Origin of the sequence: Flavobacterium hungaricum, from assembly GCF_015182285.1 — a bacterium.
GTDB lineage: Bacteria > Bacteroidota > Bacteroidia > Flavobacteriales > Flavobacteriaceae > Flavobacterium > Flavobacterium hungaricum.
The window spans coordinates 1,145,256-1,165,665 of record NZ_PRDM01000002.1 but is presented as its reverse complement, the minus strand read 5'-3'; the positions used below and the strand labels follow the sequence as shown (position 1 = coordinate 1,165,665).

Genomic DNA, 20,410 nt, shown 5'->3' with positions numbered 1-20,410 from the left:
TTATTATAAACTTACATTTATTCCCATTGATACTACTTTAGAACGTGGAGTTCCATTAATATCCACACCAGCCGTTTCCATTTCAGGATTAATACCTTTATAATCAGAGATTAACCAAATATTTTGAGCTTGTACAAAAAGTCTGAATGTATCAACTCCGATTTTATCTAATATTAATCTTGGTAAAGAATAACCTATGCTGATATTATCAAGTGAAATAAAATCTCCTTTTTCAACAAAACGAGAAGTCGCACTACCATTTAAGTTTGTTGTGTTGTTTGTACTAGCATATAATCTTGGTGTCCATCCGTCTCCAGGATTATCAACACTCTGCCATCTTCCTAAGATCTCAGTTCCGTTATTACTCAAAGTTTGAGTCATTAATTCTCTTCTTGTAGAGTTAAAAACTTTATTACCTCCACTGAATCTAAACATAAAACCGAAATCAATATTTTTGTACTTCATGGTTGATGAGAATGATCCGTAATATTTAGGAAGTGTGTTTCCTAATATTTTCTTGTCTGAATTTGTTAGCGTTGCACCTTTACTTACATCAGCAGGATTTGCAGCATCATACACAGAATATGTAGAACCTGGTAAATTTCCTTGTACTAAAGTACCATCAGCTTTGTAGTAAATTGGATTACCATTAGCTTTGTTTACTCCGTAGTATTCAAATCCGTAAAGAGAGTTAATTGATTCTCCTTTTCTAATAATAATATTTGGAGCAATATTAGTATCTGTTGTATAAGATCCACCAATAATATCACCACTTGGCAATTGAGTTACCTCATTTTTAGCAAGCGTCAAGTTAGCAGCAACGTCCCAAGAAAAATTCTGAGTATTGATAGCTTTAAAAGCCGCAGAAAATTCATATCCTTCGTTGAACATTTTACCAACGTTACTGTTGATTACACTACCTGGAATACCTAATGAAGGTGCTACTGGAGCAGCTAAAACTAAACCGTCGATATCATTCTTAAAGTAATCAAAACCTAAAGTTAAACGATTGTTTAAGAAACCTAAATCAACACCATAGTCAATTTTTTTACTTGTTTCCCATTGTAATAAACTATTTCCAAATTGAGAATATCCAATACCATTTAATGAACCGTATGGAGAACTAATTGTTAAACCTTTTGAAGGATAAGCAGCTCCACCTAATACATCTACGTTTCCTACTTCAGAATAAGATGCTCTAATTTTAAAATCAGAAACTACATTGTTAATTCCTTCCATGAAACTTTCCTTAGAAACAGTCCAACCTGCAGAAACTCCAGGGAAATTGTTGTATCTAACATCTGATTCGAATTGTGAAATTCCATCACGTCTGATAGATCCTTGAAGGAAATATTTTTCTTTATAGTTATAACTTACACGTCCTAAATAAGAAATAATACCTTTTTCAGTAATTCCTCCTCCAGAATCTTTAGTAGTATATGAATTAGTTACTAAGTTTTTATCATAGAAATCACTTAATAAATCAGATCCAGAACCCCAAGATACTTTAGTTTGTGTTTTTTGGTATTCGGCAACCGCAGTAACACCTAAATTATGATTTTCAGCAAAAGTATGTTTGTAGTTTAAAATATTTTGCCAGTTCCATCTTTGTAAATCAGTTACATCATTATACAAGTAACCGTTTCTACCTGCTCCATCACCGTGAACTGGGTTCCAATATTGAAAACCTGTAGTAATAGCATTATCAGAACTTACTTGTAATTTATAGCTCAAATCTGAAGTAATTTTTGCATTTGCAAAAACACTCGCCAATGTTCTTTGAGTTTTTGATTTATAAATATTGTGATCTAGGATATAAATAATATTTGAAATACCTTCACTTTGAACAGTAGCATTATCCCATTTACCTACAACGTTAGTTGTTAATGGCAACGTTAAATTGTATCCTGTTGGGTTACTTGCATCATAAATAGGCGTATTTGGTAATTGTCTGATAGTATTAAAAATATTTCCAGAAAGACCATTACTATTAGTATTTAAACCATTATATTCTGTTCTACTAACAGTTAAATTAGTACCAATAGACAACCATTTATTAACTTCTTGATCAATATTAGCTCTGATAGAAAATCTATTCATACTGTTAGCTAGATTGATACCCTCTTGATCTGTGTAACCTAAAGACAAATAATATTTAGTTTTATCAGAACCACCACTAAAATTAAGATTATGTGTCATTTGTGGAGCATCTCTCAAAACAGCACTTTGCCAATCTGTATTATATGTAGTTCCAGCTGCCCATGGAGCTAAACCTGAATTTGTTCTCTTTTCATTAGCAATAGTAATAAAATCAGGTGTTTGTAGTAAACTATACTTTTTAGATGCACTTGCAACACCAAAAACACTTGAATAAGTTACTTTTAGAGTTCCTTTTTTACCGCTTTTTGTTGTAATTAAGATTACACCATTAGCTGCTCTAGAACCATAAATAGCTGTTGAAGCACCATCTTTTAAAACGTCAAAAGATTCAATATCATCTGGATTGATATCTGCTAAACCATTTGTAGCAGAAACACCACCAATATCTCCAGAAAAAATTGGAACACCATCTACTACGATTAATGGCTCAGTTAATCCTGAAATAGATGCAATACCTCTAATTCTAATTTTTGGAGCACCACCAATAATACCACTGTTTGTTAAAACCTGAACACCAGCAGCTCTACCAGCCAAAACACCTTCAAAAGATGGAGTAACTAAGTTAGCGATGTCTTTTCCAGCAATCTTAGAGATAGAACCTGTAACCTCTTTTCTTTTCTGAACACCGTAACCTACTACAACTACTTCGTTCATTAATTGAGCTTCTGATTCTAATACCACACTAATAGAATTTGAAGTTCCTACAGTAACTTGTTTGTTTGACATACCAACGTATGAGAAAACTAAAACATCTCCTGTTTTTGCTTTTACTGAATAACTACCGTCAAAATCAGTATGAGTAGAAGTTTTTGTTCCTTTAACAGAAACGTTTACTCCTGGGATAGCACCTGTCTTATCAGATACCGTACCAGTCACAGTTCTCTCTTGAGCGAAAGAAAACTGCATAGATAACGCTATAAATAGCGTAAAAATCCATTTAAATTTTAATTTCATTTTAATTTATTTTGAATTAGTAGATCGCAAACATCTTAATTATTTCTTAAAATAACAAACATTTTTCAATATAAAAGTTGTAATTCTTTAATAGCAGTTTAACACTTGATTAATAAATTGTATTTTTTTACCAATAAAAAAACACATTTCTCAAAAATCTTACTCTTTTTTTGTTTTCCTGTAATCACAAGGAATAACGGGCATTTAACTTAAAATCTTCTTAAATTATTTACTATCCAAAAACCTGCCGCACAATTTGCCATAATTTCAAAATAAGTTGATTTTATTGAATTATTCATAAAATACAAATCCAAAATCGAAATATTTCAACACATAATCCAATCAAAAAACGTAAAAGCTTTTTTTTTTATTAAGGACCTTAAAATTAAACAAAAATGAGCGTTTTTACAGTATTTATGGCACTATGCGAGCAAAAGGAAGACTTATTTTACTAAGTATTTTATGAATAAATTTTATAAAAAAAGTGAGGCACTGCTTTTTCCAAAGAAAAAAAATATCAAAAAGGGACAATAATCTAAAAAATTGAGCGTTTAATGAGACTCAAAAAAGACATTCTTATTGACTTTTAAGCATCTTTATATTTTTCACAATCAAAATTCATTATTCAAATAACCAAAAAAAGCTGAAAAAACCACAACAGTTCTTTCAGCTTTCACTTATTATTTTTCTATGTCTTTTTTAAATCACATTATAGAATTTCTGCTTCCATTAATTGCGATAAGTGTTTTAAGATTTTTGATTTTACCTCATTTTCATCAACTTTATCTACTCCTAGTTCTACATTTAAAGAAGTCACCCCTTTTCCCCGAATACCACAGGGAATAATGTTATCAAAATATCCTAGATCTACATTTACATTTAAAGCAAAGCCGTGCATGGTAACCCAACGAGAAGCACGAACGCCCAATGCACAAATTTTGCGTGCAAATGGAGTTCCGACATCCAGCCAAACTCCTGTTTCACCTTCGCTTCGTCCGCATTTTAATCCGTACTCCTCTAAGGTAAGAATAATAGACTCTTCTAGAAATCGTAAATACTTATGTATATCTGTAAAGAAATTTTCTAAATCAAGAATAGGATAACCTACAATTTGTCCCGGTCCGTGATAGGTAATATCTCCTCCTCTATTAATTTTGTAAAATGAAGCACCTTTAGCCTCAAGTTGCTTTTCATTTAAGAGCAGATTTTCAAAATCACCGCTTTTACCTAAAGTATACACATGAGGATGTTCTACAAATAAAAGATAATTGGGTGTTTCTAATTCAAGCTCTTCTCTTCTGTTTTTAATTTTTAAATCGACTATGTCTTTAAAAAGCTCTTCTTGGTAATCCCAAGTCTCTTTATAATCTTTGCTTCCTAAATCTTGAAGCTGAATTTTTTTATTCATCGTCATTATTTTTCAAACTCAACTTCAAAGTTAAGTTTGTCTGGATTCTCCATATAATCCGTAAAAGTATATTGTATGGTCATTGTTTTTCGATCGTCGCTGAATAATGCATTTGGATTCGAAACTTTCTTTATTTTTTTCGGGAAATGATATTTGACCACATAGCTAGAAGAGGCAAACATCATTTTGGACATATCACCTGCGCCTGTCGAGTCTTTTTTCTTTTCTGCCAATTTCTGCTGATCAATAACTGCTTTACGAGTAAATTTCTTTCCATTATAGCTATAACTCAATTTACTGTTATTATTTCCCAAACCACTGCTTAGCGGATTTGCATTTGCACCACCCTCTAATTTCTGTAAGACACTTGCTGTTTGCAAAATATCCTGCAGTTCATTTACATTTTTAAAATCGGTAGCCATGGTTAAAAAAAATTGTTTTTTCTCAGAACTCATTTTAGTCGTCACCACAAAATTTTCCAGCTTTTTAATTTCTTTTTGTGCTTCTGGAGACAACTTAGCAATACTATCCTTTTTATCGGCAAATACTTGTTTAAAAGTAAAAGTAGAATCGATGTCTTTTTTGGCAGTCGCTCCCATTTGGTTTCCTATTTGGTCACCCGCCATTTCCATTAAAGCCGAACCATCCATGTCTACAGAAAATTTTCCTGTTCCATTTTCATTAATAGTAATGTTCTCAGTAAAAGTGCAGCTTGTTAAGGCTGTTATTAAAAAAGAAAAACAAAGCAGTTTATATAATTTCATCTTAGTATATTTTTTATCAAAGATACAAAGACTAATTTTAAAAATAAGCTTTATAGGAAATCTCCAATTATTGCTCGAACTCTACTTTAAAACCAAAATCCACACTACTTTCCTGCATATTTTCTAACGGAACTTCTACAGTAAAACTTTTTCTATCTGCTGCTATTACAGCATTTTTGATTGAGACGGTTTTAATCTTCTTCGGAAAATGATACTCAGCAATATACTTACACTCTTTGAGCATATCGTCCATTTTTTTTGAGAATGGATCATCACTTTTTTCCTTTTTTTCCTTTTTCTTTTTAACCTTTTTATCTTTTTCAGAAGATATTACCGTCTTGATAAAAACTTTACCGTCATAGAAGATAGATGCGCTCGACTTTTCTTCTGGTTTTGGCATCGCACTGAAAGCTCCTAATCGCTTTTTATCTGCAGCGGCAAGTGCTTCTAAACTTTCTGCTGGCGTTGCAAGCTTTTGTGCGCCCATTGTACTTGGAAAATCAAATGCCATGTTATACTCAAACTGTTGCTTTTCTTCATTAATTTTTATGCTGACTTTAAAATTTTCCAGAATTTTTAATTTTTCTTTTTCTTTCTCCAGCATCGCCATTTTTTCTTTATCTGCATTTGGCAACTTAGAGATGCTGTCTTGTATTTTAGCAAATACTTCTTTAAAAGTAAATGAAGTATCTACTACTTTATTAATTTTTGTAGAATCTGTTTTTTTCATTCCGAGTTTAAACATCGGTGACATATCAAATCCGTAAGAAAAAGTTCCAGATCCATCTTCATTGATAATCATTTTTTCTTTTAGCATACAGCTTGACATACATAGTACTATAAGAAAACAAAGTAATGTTTTTTTCATATTTTTTTGATTTTAAGTTGATGGAGCGACGAAGGTACTTTGTTTTAAAAACTATTCAGAATTTTTATTCTAAAACAACTTCCATATTAGTAATTTGTGGATCGCGTGAAAAATCAGAAAGTTTGAATTCTAAGTCCAACGTTTTTTTGTCTGAGCTAATGAATGCTTTTGGATTGGAACATGATTGTATTTTTCTAGGAAAATGATACTTTAATATATAATGCTGCGTAAGATTCAACAAACCATATTGAGATTCAAATTCTTCTGACTGCTTTTTTGCATTTTCGAATTCAGCTGTATTCGTAATTGAAACACTGCGTTTGAAAATTTTTCCGTCAAAATAGTAATGGATGACATAATAATGATTTTCTGCAGTTAGTGCATAATTATGCTCTATATCTGAAGCATAATTTTCTGTTTTGTATAAATCTGGAATTTCTGAAACTTGATCAAAATGCAGTGATAATGTAGTTTTGAATTCTTTTTCGAAAGAACTCTTTTTGAGATGCACTTTTACATTAGTATATTTTTGAAACAACTTTTTTTCTTCTGGCAGATATTTTCTGAAATTCTCATTGTATTTGTCTATATATTCTTTAAAGACATAAGTAGTATCCTCAAATATATTTTCTTTAGAATATTCTTGTCCGGCAATTTGCATATAACCGTTTTCATCACGAAGCTGTTCAACTTCTATAGCACCGCTTCCGTCCGGATTAATTGTAATCGTTTCTGTAATTTGACAGCTTGCGAAAAAAATCAGGAGTAAAAAAATTGATACGTATTTCATTTATCAGGATAGAATTCTAAGTTTCTAAGAAGCTAAGATACTAAGATTACTATTTTCTAAACATCCTTACTATAACTTCTTTTGAAAACAAAAACCTCTAATCCAGCCCCGATAGAAGCGGTATCCTTTTTCTCCCTTCTTTAGGGAGGAAAAGATACATGCGGATAGCGGGACTGAACGTCATTGAAATACAATAAATTGGTGCTGCAAAAAATCTAAAAACTGCATCCTAAATTCTGCATTCTTTTTTTTATCTTTGCGCACTTAAAAAAATAAAGCACAAAATGGCATTATCAGAACAAGAAATCATTAGAAGAGAAAAACTTCAGAACTTACGCAACTTAGGAATCAATCCTTATCCAGCAAATCTTTTTCCTGTAAATCATACATCTAAGCAGATAAAGGAAACTTTTGAAGAAGGTAAGAAGGTTATCGTTGCGGGACGTTTAATGAGTGTTCGTGATCAAGGTAAAGCTTGTTTTGCTGAATTGCAGGATAGCGAAGGACGTATTCAATTGTACGTAAATCGTGATGTTTTGTGTGAAGGTGATGATAAAACTTTGTACAATACGGTTTTTAAAAAATTAACTGATTTAGGAGACTTTATTGGTGTCGAAGGTGAATTGTTCACTACACAAGTTGGTGCGCAATGCGTTCGCGTCAGCGGATTTACTTTTTTGAGTAAAACGCTTCGTCCGCTGCCTTTACCAAGAGTGGATGTAGACGGAAACGTTCACGATGCTTTTACAGATCCTGAGTTACGTTACAGAATGCGTTATGTAGATTTAACTGTTAATCCGCAGGTTAAAGAAAACTTTATCAAACGTACGAAGTTGTATACTGCAATGCGTGGTTATTTTAACGATGCTGGATATCTTGAAGTTGAAACTCCAGTTTTACAATCAATTCCTGGTGGAGCTGCTGCAAGACCTTTTATTACGCATCATAATTCGCTTGACATTCCGCTTTACATGCGTATTGCGAATGAATTGTATTTGAAAAGATTAATTGTTGGTGGTTTTGAAGGTGTTTATGAATTCTCGAAAAACTTCAGAAATGAAGGAATGGACAGAACGCACAATCCAGAATTTACCGCAATGGAAATATATGTAGCCTACAAAGACTACAACTGGATGATGGAATTTGCAGAAGGCTTGCTTGAGCATTGTGCAATTGCCGTAAACGGAACCAGCGAAGTGACTTTTGGCGAGCATAAAATCAATTTTAAAGCGCCTTATGCACGTGTTACCATGACCGATTCTATTAAACATTTTACTGGTTTTGATATTTCTGGTAAAACCGAAGAAGAATTGTTTGAGGCTGCAAGAGGAATGGGAATTGACGTTGACAAAACAATGGGTAAAGGAAAATTAATAGATGAAATTTTCGGTGCTAAATGCGAAGGAAACTATATTCAGCCAACTTTCATTACAGATTATCCTAAAGAAATGTCACCTCTTTGTAAAGAACACAGAGACAATCCAGATCTTACAGAACGTTTTGAATTAATGGTTTGCGGTAAAGAAATTGCAAACGCGTATTCTGAATTAAATGATCCAATTGATCAGCGTGAGCGTTTTGAAGACCAGATGCGTTTGGCTGAAAAAGGTGATGATGAAGCAAATGGTGTTATCGACGAAGATTTCTTAAGAGCGCTTGAATACGGTATGCCGCCAACTTCTGGAATGGGAATTGGAATGGATCGTTTGATTATGTATTTGACAAACAACGCTTCTATCCAGGAAGTTTTATTGTTCCCGCAAATGCGTCCGGAGAAAAAATTGGCTCAAGTGGAATTAAATGATGAAGAGAAAATAATTATTACTTTATTAAAAGCTAACGAAAATAAAATGGAATTAGCTCAGCTTAAAGTTGCTGCAAACTTAAGCGGTAAAAAATGGGATTCTTCTATGAAAAACTTAGCTAAACATGGCTTGACTAAAGTTGCTGTTGATGGTGAGTTTAAATTTGTGGAGTTGGTGGGGTAATTTTTCTTAAAAATTCCAATCTAGATTTATAATATTTCAAACCCGACAGGTTTTTAAAAACCTGTCGGGTTTTCTATTTTAAAAAGAATACTTCTCTAGTTTCTTGTCATAAATATCCAAAACTTTAATGCTTTCTTTTGGAGCCTCTCCTTTCCATTTCTCTTCTATTGAAGGATTGGACGGATATTTTCCTTCTTTCATTTTGACCAAATGATACAATCCGCCGCTTTTCATTAAAAGATCGTAGAACTTTTCAGAAGAAGTTGTTGTCACTAAAATCGGGAAATCGGTTACAGAAAATTTATTGATCAAACTGCCGTCATTATTTAAAATAAAACCCGAACAGCCGCCGCTGCCGCAGAAATAAGAATTGGAGAAACCAACAAAATAGTCGTCCTTTTTATCGTTATTTAAATCAAAAGCATCGTAAAAGAAAAAACGATCTTCTTTTTTCATTGCAGGCAGATCATTTTTTAGTAATACTAAAAGCTGTTCCCTGATCATTTGTACTGTTTTATGATCTTTTTCAGGAACTTCGTTTAAATTCGCTGTACCAGCAACCGTTTTAGACAACGTATCTAAAGCAATCGTCTTTACAATATTTTCTTTGGTTTTCTCTTTACTTTGACAAGAAGAAAAAAGCACAATTGATGCAAAAAACCAGATGATCTGTTTCATAATTTGTGATTTAAATTTCATTAAATTCCTTTTCATCTTATTAAATTACAAAAAATATTCGACACCATACACCCAGCAGACTTAAAACGTGTCCGGTTTGCAGCTCTAATTCAATTTAAACCAGCAGCGCTGCCTTATTTTCTATATCATTTTCGATCAATAATGATTTTATATTATTGAAAGTTACCAATGCAATCTGGGTTAGGGCTTCATTGGTAAAAAATGCCTGATGTGCGGTAACCAAAACATTGGGAAAACTCATTAAACGCTGAATATTATCGTCCTGAATAATGTCTGCTGAAAGATCTCTAAAAAATAATTTTTCTTCTTGTTCGTAAACATCAATTCCTAAATAAGCTATTTTTCCTTCTTTCAAACCTTCAATAACCGACGAAGTTTCAATTAATCCGCCGCGACTGGTGTTGATAATCATAACATTGTCTTTCATGAAGGAAATTGACGTTTTGTTGATCACATGCTTGGTTTGATCATTTAAAGGGCAATGAAGGGAAATAATATCGCTTGATTTGAATATTTCTTCTAAACCAACAAAAGAAACACCATCGTGTCTCATCTCCTCATTTTGTACAATATCATAAGCGAGAACTTTACAGCCAAAACCTAATGCAATTTTAGCAAAAGCTTTTCCGATATTTCCCGTTCCGATGATTCCGACTGTTTTTCCGAACAAATCAAAACCTAATAATCCGTTTAGAGAGAAATTTTGCTCACGAACTCTGTTATAGGCTTTATGTGTTTTTCTGTTTAAAGTTAAAATCATGGCCATGGCGTGTTCTGCAACTGCCTGAGGTGAATACGCCGGAACACGACAAACTTTAATACCATATTTTTTGGCAGCTTCTAGATCTACATTATTAAATCCTGCACAACGTAAGGCGATAATTTTTATATTCTTGTCTGCCAATTGTTTTATAACCTGTTCGTTTACAATATCATTTACAAACACACATACAATAGAGGCATTTTCTATTAAAACTACAGTCTGCGGATTTAACTGCGTTTCATAAAAATCAAGATTAAATTTAAAATCAGTATTGTATTTATTAAAAAATACCTTGTCATAAGGTTGTGTAGAGAAAAAAGCAATTTTATGATTTTCGACATTACCAGCTGTGTTCATATTTTCTATTTCTTAGTTATAATTGGTTGATACTCTAAAAATAAGCAAATAATTCGTACTTTTAAAAGAACTAATTTCATTTTAAGATATTCGTTTTCAAACTGTTAAATAATTTATAATTCTTAAACTTCAATTAAACCTATTACTCTTATAAAAGTCTAATTGGTATAACTTTAAAAAAACTACAAATGAAAAAATTATTAATTGCTGCTTTGCTATTTGTTGGAATAGCAAGTTTTGCACAAGAAAGAAGAGAACGTTTAACTCCTGAACAACGCAATGAAAAACAATTGCAAAAATTAACATCTGAATTAAGTTTAGATGCAAATCAACAAACACAGGTAAAACAGCTTTTAGCAGAAAGAAGTGCTAAAGCGGAACAATTTAAGGAAGCACGCAAAGAAAGAAAAGACAGTAATGTAAAACCACTGCTGAAGAAAAAGCAGCTTTTAAAAAACAAATGGAAGACGAAGTTGCTGCGAATGACGCCAAAATGAAATCAATCTTAAAACCAGACCAATACACTAAGTGGAAAACACTTCAGGAAGAAAAAAAGGAAAAGATGATGGATAAAATCAAAGATCGCAAAGAAAAAATTTAATACAAAAAAGAGGCTTTAGAAGCCTCTTTTTTATTATTTCTAATCATTAGCTTTTCTTTAATAATTTGTGTTAAATAAAAGACAAATCTGACAATTCGATTAAACTTAGTATAATCATTGAAGTCTAATTGCTATAACCTTAAAAAAAAACGAAAAATGAAAAAATTATTTATTGCTGCTTTATTATTCGTTGGAATAGTAAGTTTTGCACAAGATGTGAGCCAAAAAACATCACATGCCCAAAAAGAACATTTAACTCCAGAACAACGTAACGAAAAGCGTTTACAAAAATTAACTTCTGAATTAAGTTTAGATAAAAAACAACAAGAACAATTTAAACAACTTTTGGCTGAAAGAACTGCTAAAGAACAAAAATTCAAAGAAACCAGAAAAGACAGTAAAACAAAACCTACTGATACCGAAAGAGAAGCTTTTAAAAAACAAATGACTGCTGAAAAAGAAGCTAACGATGCAAAAGTAAAAGCGATTTTAAATGCTGATCAATATGCAAAATGGACGGCCCTTAAAAAAGAACACAAAGGACATCATGGTAAAAGAAATCATAAAGGTGACTTTAAAAACCCGGAAGAACGTAACGCTGCACATTTGCAAAAATTAACAACAGATTTAAATTTAAATGCGGATCAGCAAAAACAAGTGAGCGAGCTTTTATCTGAAAGAAGTACCAAAATGGCAATGCTTAAAAAAAGCAGAGGTGATGCAAAACCAACTGAAGCTGAAAGAAAAGCCATGAAAAAACAAATGGAAGAAGATCACAAAGCAGCTGATGCTAAAATGAAATCTATTTTAAATACAGATCAATATAAAAAATGGACCGCACTTCAAAAAGAGCACAAAGACAAAATGAAGGAGCATAAAAAAGATAAAAAATAACATTCATTTAAACAAAAAAGAGGCTTTTAAAGCCTCTTTTTTGTTTCTTGTTACTTTGGTATTACTTTGGATTCAATATTAAATCAATTCTTTTAATACAATCCTCATAATGATATTTGGTTTCGGTATTTCCTCCCAAAGCTTTTGCAGCTGTTAAAGTCTTTTTTAAACTAGTTAACTCCCCGCGAACGAGAGCCCTAAGATCTGACTGAGATACATTGTAATAAGCTGTAGATCGGTCGTTTGGCTTAATTTCTTCTGTCATCAAAAATGCCATTCTATCGATATAAGCACGCTGCAGGTTTCTTCTGTAAACAGTAACATTTCCTGCTGCGTTCGCTTCTTTCCAGATTCCTTTTCGAAGATCCTTAAAGAAATCCAGCGCTTTGTAAGTTTCGGCACCCAGAATTTCGTTGTCCATTAATCGCCCAATGCGTCCCAGACTCATTAAATTATTTAATTGACGTACCTGAATATTTCGAAAACGCTCTGTATAACCTGCGTAATCTGTATTTTTAAGTACATTAATATTTACGATCCAGGTTGGTGAAGCAAAAGCGTTAGTTTGAAGCCAGTTCATAGCCTCTAATTGTTTTGCTTTTGGCACCACTTCGTAAACAGTTCCTTTCTGGTCTGGATTTTTAGTATTTTCATAAACACCGCCCACATTGGTTACAACATGCCCAACATAACGGCTCCAAACATCCAGCATTTCTTTATACAATTCATCTAAATCCTGATAATTATTGGTCACACTGCTGGTCCATTCACTTAAATGACTGGCAACAAATTCTAAGTTTTTCATACCGTAAGTACCGGCTTTCATCGAATTGTTTCCAATATCTTCTGTCTGCGAAGATGGATCAAAAGCACTGCTTTGTTTTCCAAATTTATAAACTGGATTTCCCGCTTTTTCCAAGATCCATTTGTCCAGCGTTTTTCTCTCGTCTTCTGGCGTTTTAGCATTCGGAATTACTCTGTATCCCCAATTCAAAGCATAATGATCGTAAGCCCCCATTTTACGGATAAAACGAATGTTTTGATCTCCAGGCTGTGCTATGTAATTATAGCGTGCATAATCCATTATACTGGCTGCGATTCCATTTTCTTGTGTAAAAGCACCATTTCTGTAACTTTCAACATCAAAAGCGCAGCTGGCTCCCATATTATGCGGAAATCCTAATGCATGCCCAACTTCGTGAGCGATTACCATACGCATCATTTCGCCCATTTCTTCATCGCTTGTCTGCAAAGTTCTTGCCGATGGGTTTGCCGCTCCAGTTTCAAGCAAATAACGGTTTCTATACGAACGTAAATGATTGTGATACCATATTACATCACTTTCTATAATTTCGCCTGTTCTAGGGTCAGAAACACTTGGTCCAACTGCATTTCTTGTTGTACTTGCCACATATCGAATCACCGAATAACGAATATCTTCTGGACTAAAATCGGGGTCTTCTTCTTTTGTAGGAGCATCTTTTGCGATAATAGCATTTTTAAAACCTGCTGTTTCAAAAACTTTCTGCCATTCTTCTACACCTTGTTTGATGTATTTTCTAAGTTTTGCTGGCGTTGCAGGATCCAAATAATAAACAATAGGTTTTATCGGCTCTGTCAATTCTCCCCTATTATAAGCTTCTGGATCTTTTGGTTCTAATCTCCAGCGGCGAATGTAAGTTTTAAGATCCGATTTCAATTCATTGCTTCCGTAATCATATTGACTCACAGTAAACCAGCCCACTCTAGGATCTGCAATTCGGGGTTTCATAGGAACTTCTGGAAGTAAAATCATCGATTGATTCATTTGAATGCTAATCGTCTCGGTATCTTCCAGCATAGAAGGTTTTAAAGCGTTATACGTCATATCCTGAATAACCTCAATATTCATAGGAAAACTTTTAACACTATTAATGAAACTTCTAGAATCATCAAGCCCTTTTACTTTATAAGTTTCGCGCATTTCTGCGGATATACCGCTGATTGCTTTAACATCTGTGCTGTAAAATTTGGTTACATCGATTACTGTATTGGCAGAATCCTTACTAAATGCTGCGATATCAAAAGCAAATAATGTCGGCTCGTAATTATTATTTTTTACCGAAATACTAATCGGAAGCGTATCATTTGCAACTGCATTAAATGATTTTGATTTAATTAAAATTTTATCCTGAAAACGCTGCCATACAATGAGCTGTTCATTGGTTTCTGATCCTGCATTTACATAACCACCGCCCAAATTAGCAGGGAGTTTAGCAATTCTGCTTACCAAAAGCATGTCTTTGTTCAAATATTTGTTTGGGATTTCAAAGTAATACTTTTTATCTACTTTATGTACCGTAAAAAGACCTGGGTCCGAAACAGCATCTTTTGTAATTACTTTATTATAATCTTTTATAGAAGATTCTGCTTTTTTTTCTGGCGGTGCTGCAGCAGTTTCTCCTTTTTTAGATTTGTCTTTTTTTGATTGTGCAAATTGGCCTGCGGGCAATAGCGTGAAAACTATCGTTGCAGCAAAAATGTAAATTTTCTTCATTTACGGTTATTTTAATAGTGATATGATAAACAAAAATAAATTTTATTCTAAAGATAAGCAGAAAAACAGCCTTATTAACTTTTCATTAACTAAGATACTCTCCTCACTAAAAGCAATAAAAAAGGCTCTGTTTTAAACAAAAACAGAGCCTTAAATTGAAAAAAAATATAGTTCTAATTTTAGAAATTCTTAGAAACTTTGTCGATTGCATTGATGGTAAAATCTAAATCTTCATACGTTAAAGCATCAGTAATAAACCATGTTTCGTATGCAGATGGCGCAATATAAACACCCTCATTTAATAGACCGTGAAAGAATTTCTTAAACGTTTCATTATCTCCTTTTGCTGCTGTTTGAAAATCAACAACAGGATTTGCATCAAAGTGTACAGAAATCATAGAACCTACTCTGTTAATCGTAAAAACAACATTATTCGCTTTTAAAACTCGGTCGATTCCTGCTTCTAAATAAGCTGTTTTTTCTTCTAAACGGGTAAAGATTGCCGCATCATTATTTAAAGCTTGTAACATTGCCAATCCAGCCGCCATTGCCAACGGATTTCCTGATAAAGTCCCTGCCTGATAAACGGGCCCAAGAGGTGCCAAATGATTCATGATTTCTTCACGTGCTGCAAAAGCTCCAACCGGAAGTCCGCCCCCGATTACTTTTCCGAAAGTAACAATATCGGCGTCAATATTAAATAATTCCTGAACACCGCCTTTTGCTAAACGGAAACCAGTCATTACCTCATCAAAAATTAAAAGAATTCCGTTTGCAGAACACAAATCTCTTAAACCTTGCAAGAATCCTTTTTGAGGCGGAATACAGCCCATATTTCCAGCAACAGGCTCAATAATAATGGCCGCAATTTCTCCTTTATTAGCTTCTATTAAAGTTTTTACATTTTCTAAATCATTGTATTTCGCTAATAAAGTATCTTTTGCAGTTCCTTCTGTAACTCCTGGACTGTTTGGAGCTCCAAAAGTTACCGCACCACTTCCGGCCTGAATCAAAAAGGAATCAGAATGACCGTGATAACAACCTGCAAATTTGATGATTTTATCTCTTTTTGTAAACCCGCGAGCCAGACGAATCGCACTCATACATGCTTCTGTACCCGAATTTACAAAACGAATTTTATCAATATTCGGAACCATAGAAACGGCCAAAGCTGCAATTTCTGTTTCCAACTCAGTAGGCATTCCAAATGAAGTTCCTAGTTTTGCTTTTTCAATAACAGCGTCTACAACAGGCTGGTAAGCATGACCCAAAACCATTGGCCCCCAAGAGTTAATATAATCTATTAATTTGTTTCCGTCTTCGTCGTACAAATAAGCACCTTTAGCACTTTTTACAAAAATCGGAGTTCCTCCTACCGCTTTAAATGCTCTTACTGGAGAATTTACACCTCCCGGAATTACTTTTTCTGCTTCAGCAAAAAGCTGACTACTTCTTTTATATATCATTTTTGATTTTAGATTTTTGAGTTTAGATTTTAGATTACCTACTTAGGCCCTGATCTCTTATAAACTCATTAAAATATTTTTGCTCTGTTTGTTTTTCTTCCGAAAGTTCTTCGATTTTTGTATCTGACATTCCCTGAGGAGAATAAAATTTCCATTTCCAGGTTGGGCGATGTTTTACAAAAAGATGGCTTTCTGCAAACTCATCATGCTCGTAAACTCCAAAAAAGAGCCTGATAATTAAAACTGTTGCAAAAGCAGCAATTAGTACTAAAACTTTCTTTTTCATATTACACATAACTGAAAACTGCCGCTGAAACTAAAAACTAAAAAACTTACTTCACCTTCAGCCTCTGTCCGATCGAAATCGCGTTATCACTTAGATTATTTATTCTTTTTAAATCATCAACTAGTAAATTGAATTTCTTTGAAATTGAGTAAAGCGTATCGCCTTTTTGAACTTCATATAAATTCGGATCATATGGATTCATATTTATTTTTGGATCAGAATTTACAGCTGAAGATGAACTTCTAGCCGGTGCCGTTTTGTTAATCGCAACATACGTTTTTCCTGTAACCTGACAATCGTATTGATGCAGGTTATAACGCTCAATATAACTGATTAATTTATCGGGATAATTAGGATCTGTTGCGTAACCACAAGCTCTTAAGCCTTTTGCCCAAGCCTTATAATCATCTTTTTCATAGGTAAAAAGTGATTCGTATCTTTTTTTTCCAACCAAAAACAAAGCGTGATCTCTATACGATTCTGATGCGTGAGGATATTTTCTAAAACATTCCTGAGCCGAGTCATCATCATGACGAACACTTTCACCAAGCCAGTCTTTATGACATTTTATTCCGAAATGATTATTTGCTTCTAATGCTAAATCTCCTCTTCCCGCCCCTGATTCTAAAATTCCCTGCGCCAAAATGATACTTGCCGGAATTCCGTAGGTTTTCATGTTTCCAACAGCAATATCTTTGTACTGCAAAACATAATTATTGATCAAATCGATGGTTACAGTGGTTTTGGAAGTAGACTGAATAACCTCTGTTGTATTATTTGTAGAAGGGTAATTTTTACCAATTGGTTTTACAGGAGTTGATTTTTTGGTGGATGCAACTCTCGGCCTCTGTACAGCAGCCGCTTTTTTAGTCGTCGCGATTGCAGGCTTACTGGAAGAACAGCTTGCTAATGCTAATATTACGAGAAGTAATACAATTTTTTTAATCATTACTTTTAAGTATTGGTAATTTCTTCTGCTTCAATTTCAAATTCATTCCTTCAATTCCCTGCAGTCCGCCGGTATGAATGAGTAAAATTTTTGTGTTAGCAGGAAAATAATTTTTGTGTATCAAATCTATAACGCCAAAAACCATCTTTCCTGTATAAATTGGATCTAATGGAACATTTGTTTGGTCAAAAAAAGTATTAATAAATTCAATTAATTCTAAATTTACCTTGCCATAACCTCCAAAATGATAGTCAGAAATTAAATTCCAGTTATCTTTTTTTGCAAAAATACGAATTTCCTCTTGTAAAAAGTCACCTTTTAACGCAGGAAAGCCTAAAATCTTCTGATTTGGCAATGCACTATTAATTAATCCAGAAATTGTGCCGCCGGTTCCCACAGCACAGCAAACGTAATCAAAAATAGAATCTTCATTGGTCAAAATCTCTTTGCAGCCTTTTACGGCCAATTCATTTGTGCCGCCTTCCGGAACCAGATAAAAATCGCCGAATTTGGCTCTCAGCTTTTCTATAAATGAAATTTCTGTTTTTAAACGATAATCTTCCCTGGAAACAAAGTCAAATTGCATTCCGTTTTCCTGAGCAAATTTCAGCGTTGGATTTTCTTCAATTTTATCTAAAAGTTCGTCTCCGCGAATGACTCCAATAGTCTTAAAACCCTGTTCTTTTCCCGCATAAGCAGTGGCCGCAATATGGTTTGAAAATGCACCTCCAAAAGTCAGTAATGTTTTTTTATTTTCGGCTTTAGCCTGAAGTAAATTGTATTTTAATTTTCGTAATTTGTTTCCAGAAATAAACGGATGATTTTGATCTTCTCGTTTTATAGTTAAAGAAATACCATTCTGAAAAGTGATTGGAATCTGTTGGTTTAAGATTTTCATTTTGCTTTAATATATTTTAAAAACTGAAATAACGATCGGTTTTTCAAATAATTGTAATCGTTCTCATTTGCATAAGCTTCTCTTTCAAAACTAATATTTCGATAAGCCAGATCTTTGTTTTTATATTGCACTAAACGAATAAAAAACTCTAAAACATACCAAATAAAAAACGGAAGAATTAACATCTCAAACTGCTGTCTCAAATGTATTTTTTCATGATTTACAAAGACTTTATTAGTTTTATCAAAATCATATTTCATTAATACAAACGGAAAAACAGCCATTCCTCGATAACCTTTCGGAATTAAATATTTGGCAACAATCAGAAACATTGGCTGTAAAATTTATAAATTTGTAACTATAAAATTGTTCAATTTCAATAAAATCATAATCAGAATAATTGTTTTTTGATTATACTTTATCACAAAAATGAACGCGAAGCAGATTTATGAAAGAGCAAAGTAATGAAAATAAATTAATCGAAGGCGAAGATTTTTACTATACGCCCGAAGGTTACAAATGCTTTACCGAAAAACACCATTTAAAACGTGGTTATTGCTGTAAAAGCGGCTGTCGTCACTGTCCGTACGGATACGATAAAAAAACAGGCCGGATTAAGAAATAATCCAATTAGAAAATGTACCAATTTAATAATTAGATAATTATTGAAAGTGAATTTTAAATTAAACTAACCTCACTAAAGATAGATATGATTTTTAACTTCAAAAAAATCTAAGAAGTCCAAGAATCTAACATCTAAAAATATAAACAAAATGAACGTTTTTATAAATAAAAATATACCCGAAGCCGGCATTGCATTACTTCAGGAAAAAGGCATTCAGTTTACCCTAAATCCCACCGAGAATGTTTTATCCAGAGCCGAATTAATAAAATTCTGTCAACAGCATGATGCTCTTCTAAATGTAGGTTCTAACAATCTGGACGAAGATTTTTTTAATCAGTGTCCAAATTTAAAAGGCATCGCTCTGTTTTCTGTAGGTTTTGATTCTGTTAATATGGAATCTGCGACTAAGCGAAATATTCCTGTTGGAAATACACCCGATGTTTTAAGCAGAGCAACGTCTGATGTTGCTTTTTTACTAATGCAGAGTGTTGCCCGAAAATCATTTTTCAATCATAAAAGAATTATAAATGGCGATTGGGGAAGTTTTAATGCGCTAGCCAATTTAGGACAGGAACTTTACGGGAAAACACTCGGAATATTTGGTTTGGGAAGAATTGGTTTTGAAATGGCCCAAAAATGCAAAGCCGCTTTTGGAATGAACATTATTTACCACAATCGCTCTCAGAATGAAAATGCCGAAAAAGAACTGGACGCTGCGTATGTAGATTTTGAAACTTTACTTTCACAAAGTGATGTTTTAAGTATTCATTCTAATTACAGCGAAGAAAATAACGAACTATTCAATAAAAATGCTTTTGCAAAAATGAAACGCAATTCCATTTTTATCAATACCGCAAGAGGAAAATTTCATAATGAAAATGATTTGTTTGATGCCTTGACAAATGATATAATCTGGGGTGCCGGACTTGACGTTACCAATCCGGAACCCATGAAGCCAGACAATCCCCTATTATCACTTTCAAATTGTTGTATATTGCCGCATATTGGTTCTGCAACTTACGAAGCCAGGAACGGAATGGCAGTTTGTGCAGCACAAAATATAATTGCGCTTTTTGAGAATAAAAAAATGCCTTTTTGTGTTAATGAGGAAGTTTATTTTTAGAATCAAATTCCAAATTCCAATTTAAAATCTAAGTCTAAAATCTAAAATATTTACATGGATATCCGCTCAAGAAAATTTAGGATTAAAATCCACAAATCCTATCATAGGTCGGATATTCGTTATCCATAGTTTTTTTTAAATTATGAAATGTGTCCATTTTAAAATGAGATAATCATTTTTTTCGAATTTTCATGGACATTTCGCTCCTATGGAGCTTTTGTTTTGATGACTATAATTTCCTATAAATATTTCGCCTTTCCAAGGCTTATTGCTGTTTCCAT

Annotated in this window: 19 protein-coding genes; 6 read left to right on the top strand and 13 right to left on the bottom strand. The window is 33.2% G+C overall.

Annotation, left to right across the window (positions count from 1 at the left end):
• Window positions 1–3: 3 nt before the first annotated feature.
• The 5 genes from C4F50_RS12900 to C4F50_RS12880 all read right to left on the bottom strand — a co-directional run bounded on the left by C4F50_RS12900 (window position 4) and on the right by C4F50_RS12880 (window position 6,944).
• A complete protein-coding gene (locus tag C4F50_RS12900; RefSeq protein ID WP_194139064.1) occupies window positions 4–3,114 on the bottom strand; it encodes a SusC/RagA family TonB-linked outer membrane protein in 3,111 nt (1,036 codons plus the stop codon).
• A 709-nt stretch (window positions 3,115–3,823) separates the two neighbouring features.
• Entirely contained in the window at window positions 3,824–4,522 is a 699-nt protein-coding gene (gene lipB, locus C4F50_RS12895; protein WP_194139063.1) for a lipoyl(octanoyl) transferase LipB, read from the bottom strand.
• Window positions 4,523–4,527: 5 nt separating this feature from the next.
• The gene (locus tag C4F50_RS12890; RefSeq protein ID WP_194139062.1) at window positions 4,528–5,286 is read right to left on the bottom strand and encodes a hypothetical protein; all 759 of its coding nucleotides are present in this window, start codon (window positions 5,284–5,286) and stop codon (window positions 4,528–4,530) included.
• 67 nt (window positions 5,287–5,353) lie between these two features.
• Window positions 5,354–6,016: a hypothetical protein gene (locus C4F50_RS12885; protein ID WP_194139061.1), complete on the bottom strand. Its 663-nt coding sequence runs from the start codon at window positions 6,014–6,016 to the stop codon at window positions 5,354–5,356.
• Window positions 6,017–6,218: 202 nt separating this feature from the next.
• Window positions 6,219–6,944 (bottom strand): hypothetical protein, encoded by a 726-nt coding sequence (locus C4F50_RS12880; protein ID WP_194139060.1) that lies wholly within the window; start codon window positions 6,942–6,944, stop codon window positions 6,219–6,221.
• A 284-nt stretch (window positions 6,945–7,228) separates the two neighbouring features.
• Between C4F50_RS12880 and lysS the strand changes: the two genes are divergently transcribed.
• Window positions 7,229–8,932: a lysine--tRNA ligase gene (lysS, locus tag C4F50_RS12875; protein ID WP_194139059.1), complete on the top strand. Its 1,704-nt coding sequence runs from the start codon at window positions 7,229–7,231 to the stop codon at window positions 8,930–8,932.
• A 78-nt stretch (window positions 8,933–9,010) separates the two neighbouring features.
• Here the strand turns inward: lysS and C4F50_RS12870 are convergent, their stop codons facing one another.
• Together C4F50_RS12870 and C4F50_RS12865 are read right to left on the bottom strand one after the other, a co-directional pair.
• Window positions 9,011–9,610 (bottom strand): hypothetical protein, encoded by a 600-nt coding sequence (locus C4F50_RS12870; protein WP_194139058.1) that lies wholly within the window; start codon window positions 9,608–9,610, stop codon window positions 9,011–9,013.
• A 115-nt stretch (window positions 9,611–9,725) separates the two neighbouring features.
• Window positions 9,726–10,751: a 2-hydroxyacid dehydrogenase gene (locus C4F50_RS12865; RefSeq protein ID WP_194139057.1), complete on the bottom strand. Its 1,026-nt coding sequence runs from the start codon at window positions 10,749–10,751 to the stop codon at window positions 9,726–9,728.
• 188 nt (window positions 10,752–10,939) lie between these two features.
• Between C4F50_RS12865 and C4F50_RS12860 the strand changes: the two genes are divergently transcribed.
• From C4F50_RS12860 to C4F50_RS25630, 3 genes are all read left to right on the top strand, one after another.
• A complete protein-coding gene (locus C4F50_RS12860; RefSeq protein WP_228012013.1) occupies window positions 10,940–11,248 on the top strand; it encodes a hypothetical protein in 309 nt (102 codons plus the stop codon).
• A complete protein-coding gene (locus C4F50_RS25635; RefSeq protein WP_228012012.1) occupies window positions 11,212–11,352 on the top strand; it encodes a hypothetical protein in 141 nt (46 codons plus the stop codon). Before C4F50_RS12860 ends, C4F50_RS25635 begins: the two co-directional genes overlap by 37 nt.
• Before the next feature lie 156 nt (window positions 11,353–11,508).
• Complete coding sequence (locus C4F50_RS25630; RefSeq protein WP_228012011.1) at window positions 11,509–12,246, top strand: DUF4890 domain-containing protein; 738 nt, start codon at window positions 11,509–11,511, stop codon at window positions 12,244–12,246.
• 61 nt (window positions 12,247–12,307) lie between these two features.
• Here the strand turns inward: C4F50_RS25630 and C4F50_RS12850 are convergent, their stop codons facing one another.
• From C4F50_RS12850 to C4F50_RS12825, 6 genes are all read right to left on the bottom strand, one after another.
• The gene (locus C4F50_RS12850; protein ID WP_194139056.1) at window positions 12,308–14,782 is read right to left on the bottom strand and encodes a zinc-dependent metalloprotease; all 2,475 of its coding nucleotides are present in this window, start codon (window positions 14,780–14,782) and stop codon (window positions 12,308–12,310) included.
• Window positions 14,783–14,961: 179 nt separating this feature from the next.
• The gene (gene hemL, locus C4F50_RS12845; RefSeq protein WP_194139055.1) at window positions 14,962–16,248 is read right to left on the bottom strand and encodes a glutamate-1-semialdehyde 2,1-aminomutase; all 1,287 of its coding nucleotides are present in this window, start codon (window positions 16,246–16,248) and stop codon (window positions 14,962–14,964) included.
• A gap of 34 nt (window positions 16,249–16,282) precedes the next feature.
• A complete protein-coding gene (locus C4F50_RS12840; protein ID WP_194139054.1) occupies window positions 16,283–16,534 on the bottom strand; it encodes a hypothetical protein in 252 nt (83 codons plus the stop codon).
• Window positions 16,535–16,580: 46 nt separating this feature from the next.
• Entirely contained in the window at window positions 16,581–17,483 is a 903-nt protein-coding gene (locus C4F50_RS12835) for a glucosaminidase domain-containing protein (RefSeq protein ID WP_194139053.1), read from the bottom strand.
• A complete protein-coding gene (locus tag C4F50_RS12830; protein ID WP_194139052.1) occupies window positions 17,476–18,381 on the bottom strand; it encodes a 1-aminocyclopropane-1-carboxylate deaminase/D-cysteine desulfhydrase in 906 nt (301 codons plus the stop codon). The genes C4F50_RS12835 and C4F50_RS12830 overlap by 8 nt, the downstream gene beginning before the upstream one ends.
• Window positions 18,378–18,713, bottom strand: a complete 336-nt coding sequence (locus C4F50_RS12825) for a hypothetical protein (RefSeq protein ID WP_194139051.1) — start codon at window positions 18,711–18,713, stop codon at window positions 18,378–18,380. Before C4F50_RS12825 ends, C4F50_RS12830 begins: the two co-directional genes overlap by 4 nt.
• Before the next feature lie 116 nt (window positions 18,714–18,829).
• Here C4F50_RS12825 and C4F50_RS12820 point away from each other — a divergent pair, with 116 nt between their 5' ends.
• Window positions 18,830–19,006, top strand: a complete 177-nt coding sequence (locus C4F50_RS12820) for a C1orf53 family protein (RefSeq protein WP_194139050.1) — start codon at window positions 18,830–18,832, stop codon at window positions 19,004–19,006.
• Window positions 19,007–19,154: 148 nt separating this feature from the next.
• A complete protein-coding gene (locus C4F50_RS12815; RefSeq protein WP_194139049.1) occupies window positions 19,155–20,129 on the top strand; it encodes a 2-hydroxyacid dehydrogenase in 975 nt (324 codons plus the stop codon).
• Window positions 20,130–20,410: the final 281 nt, after the last annotated feature.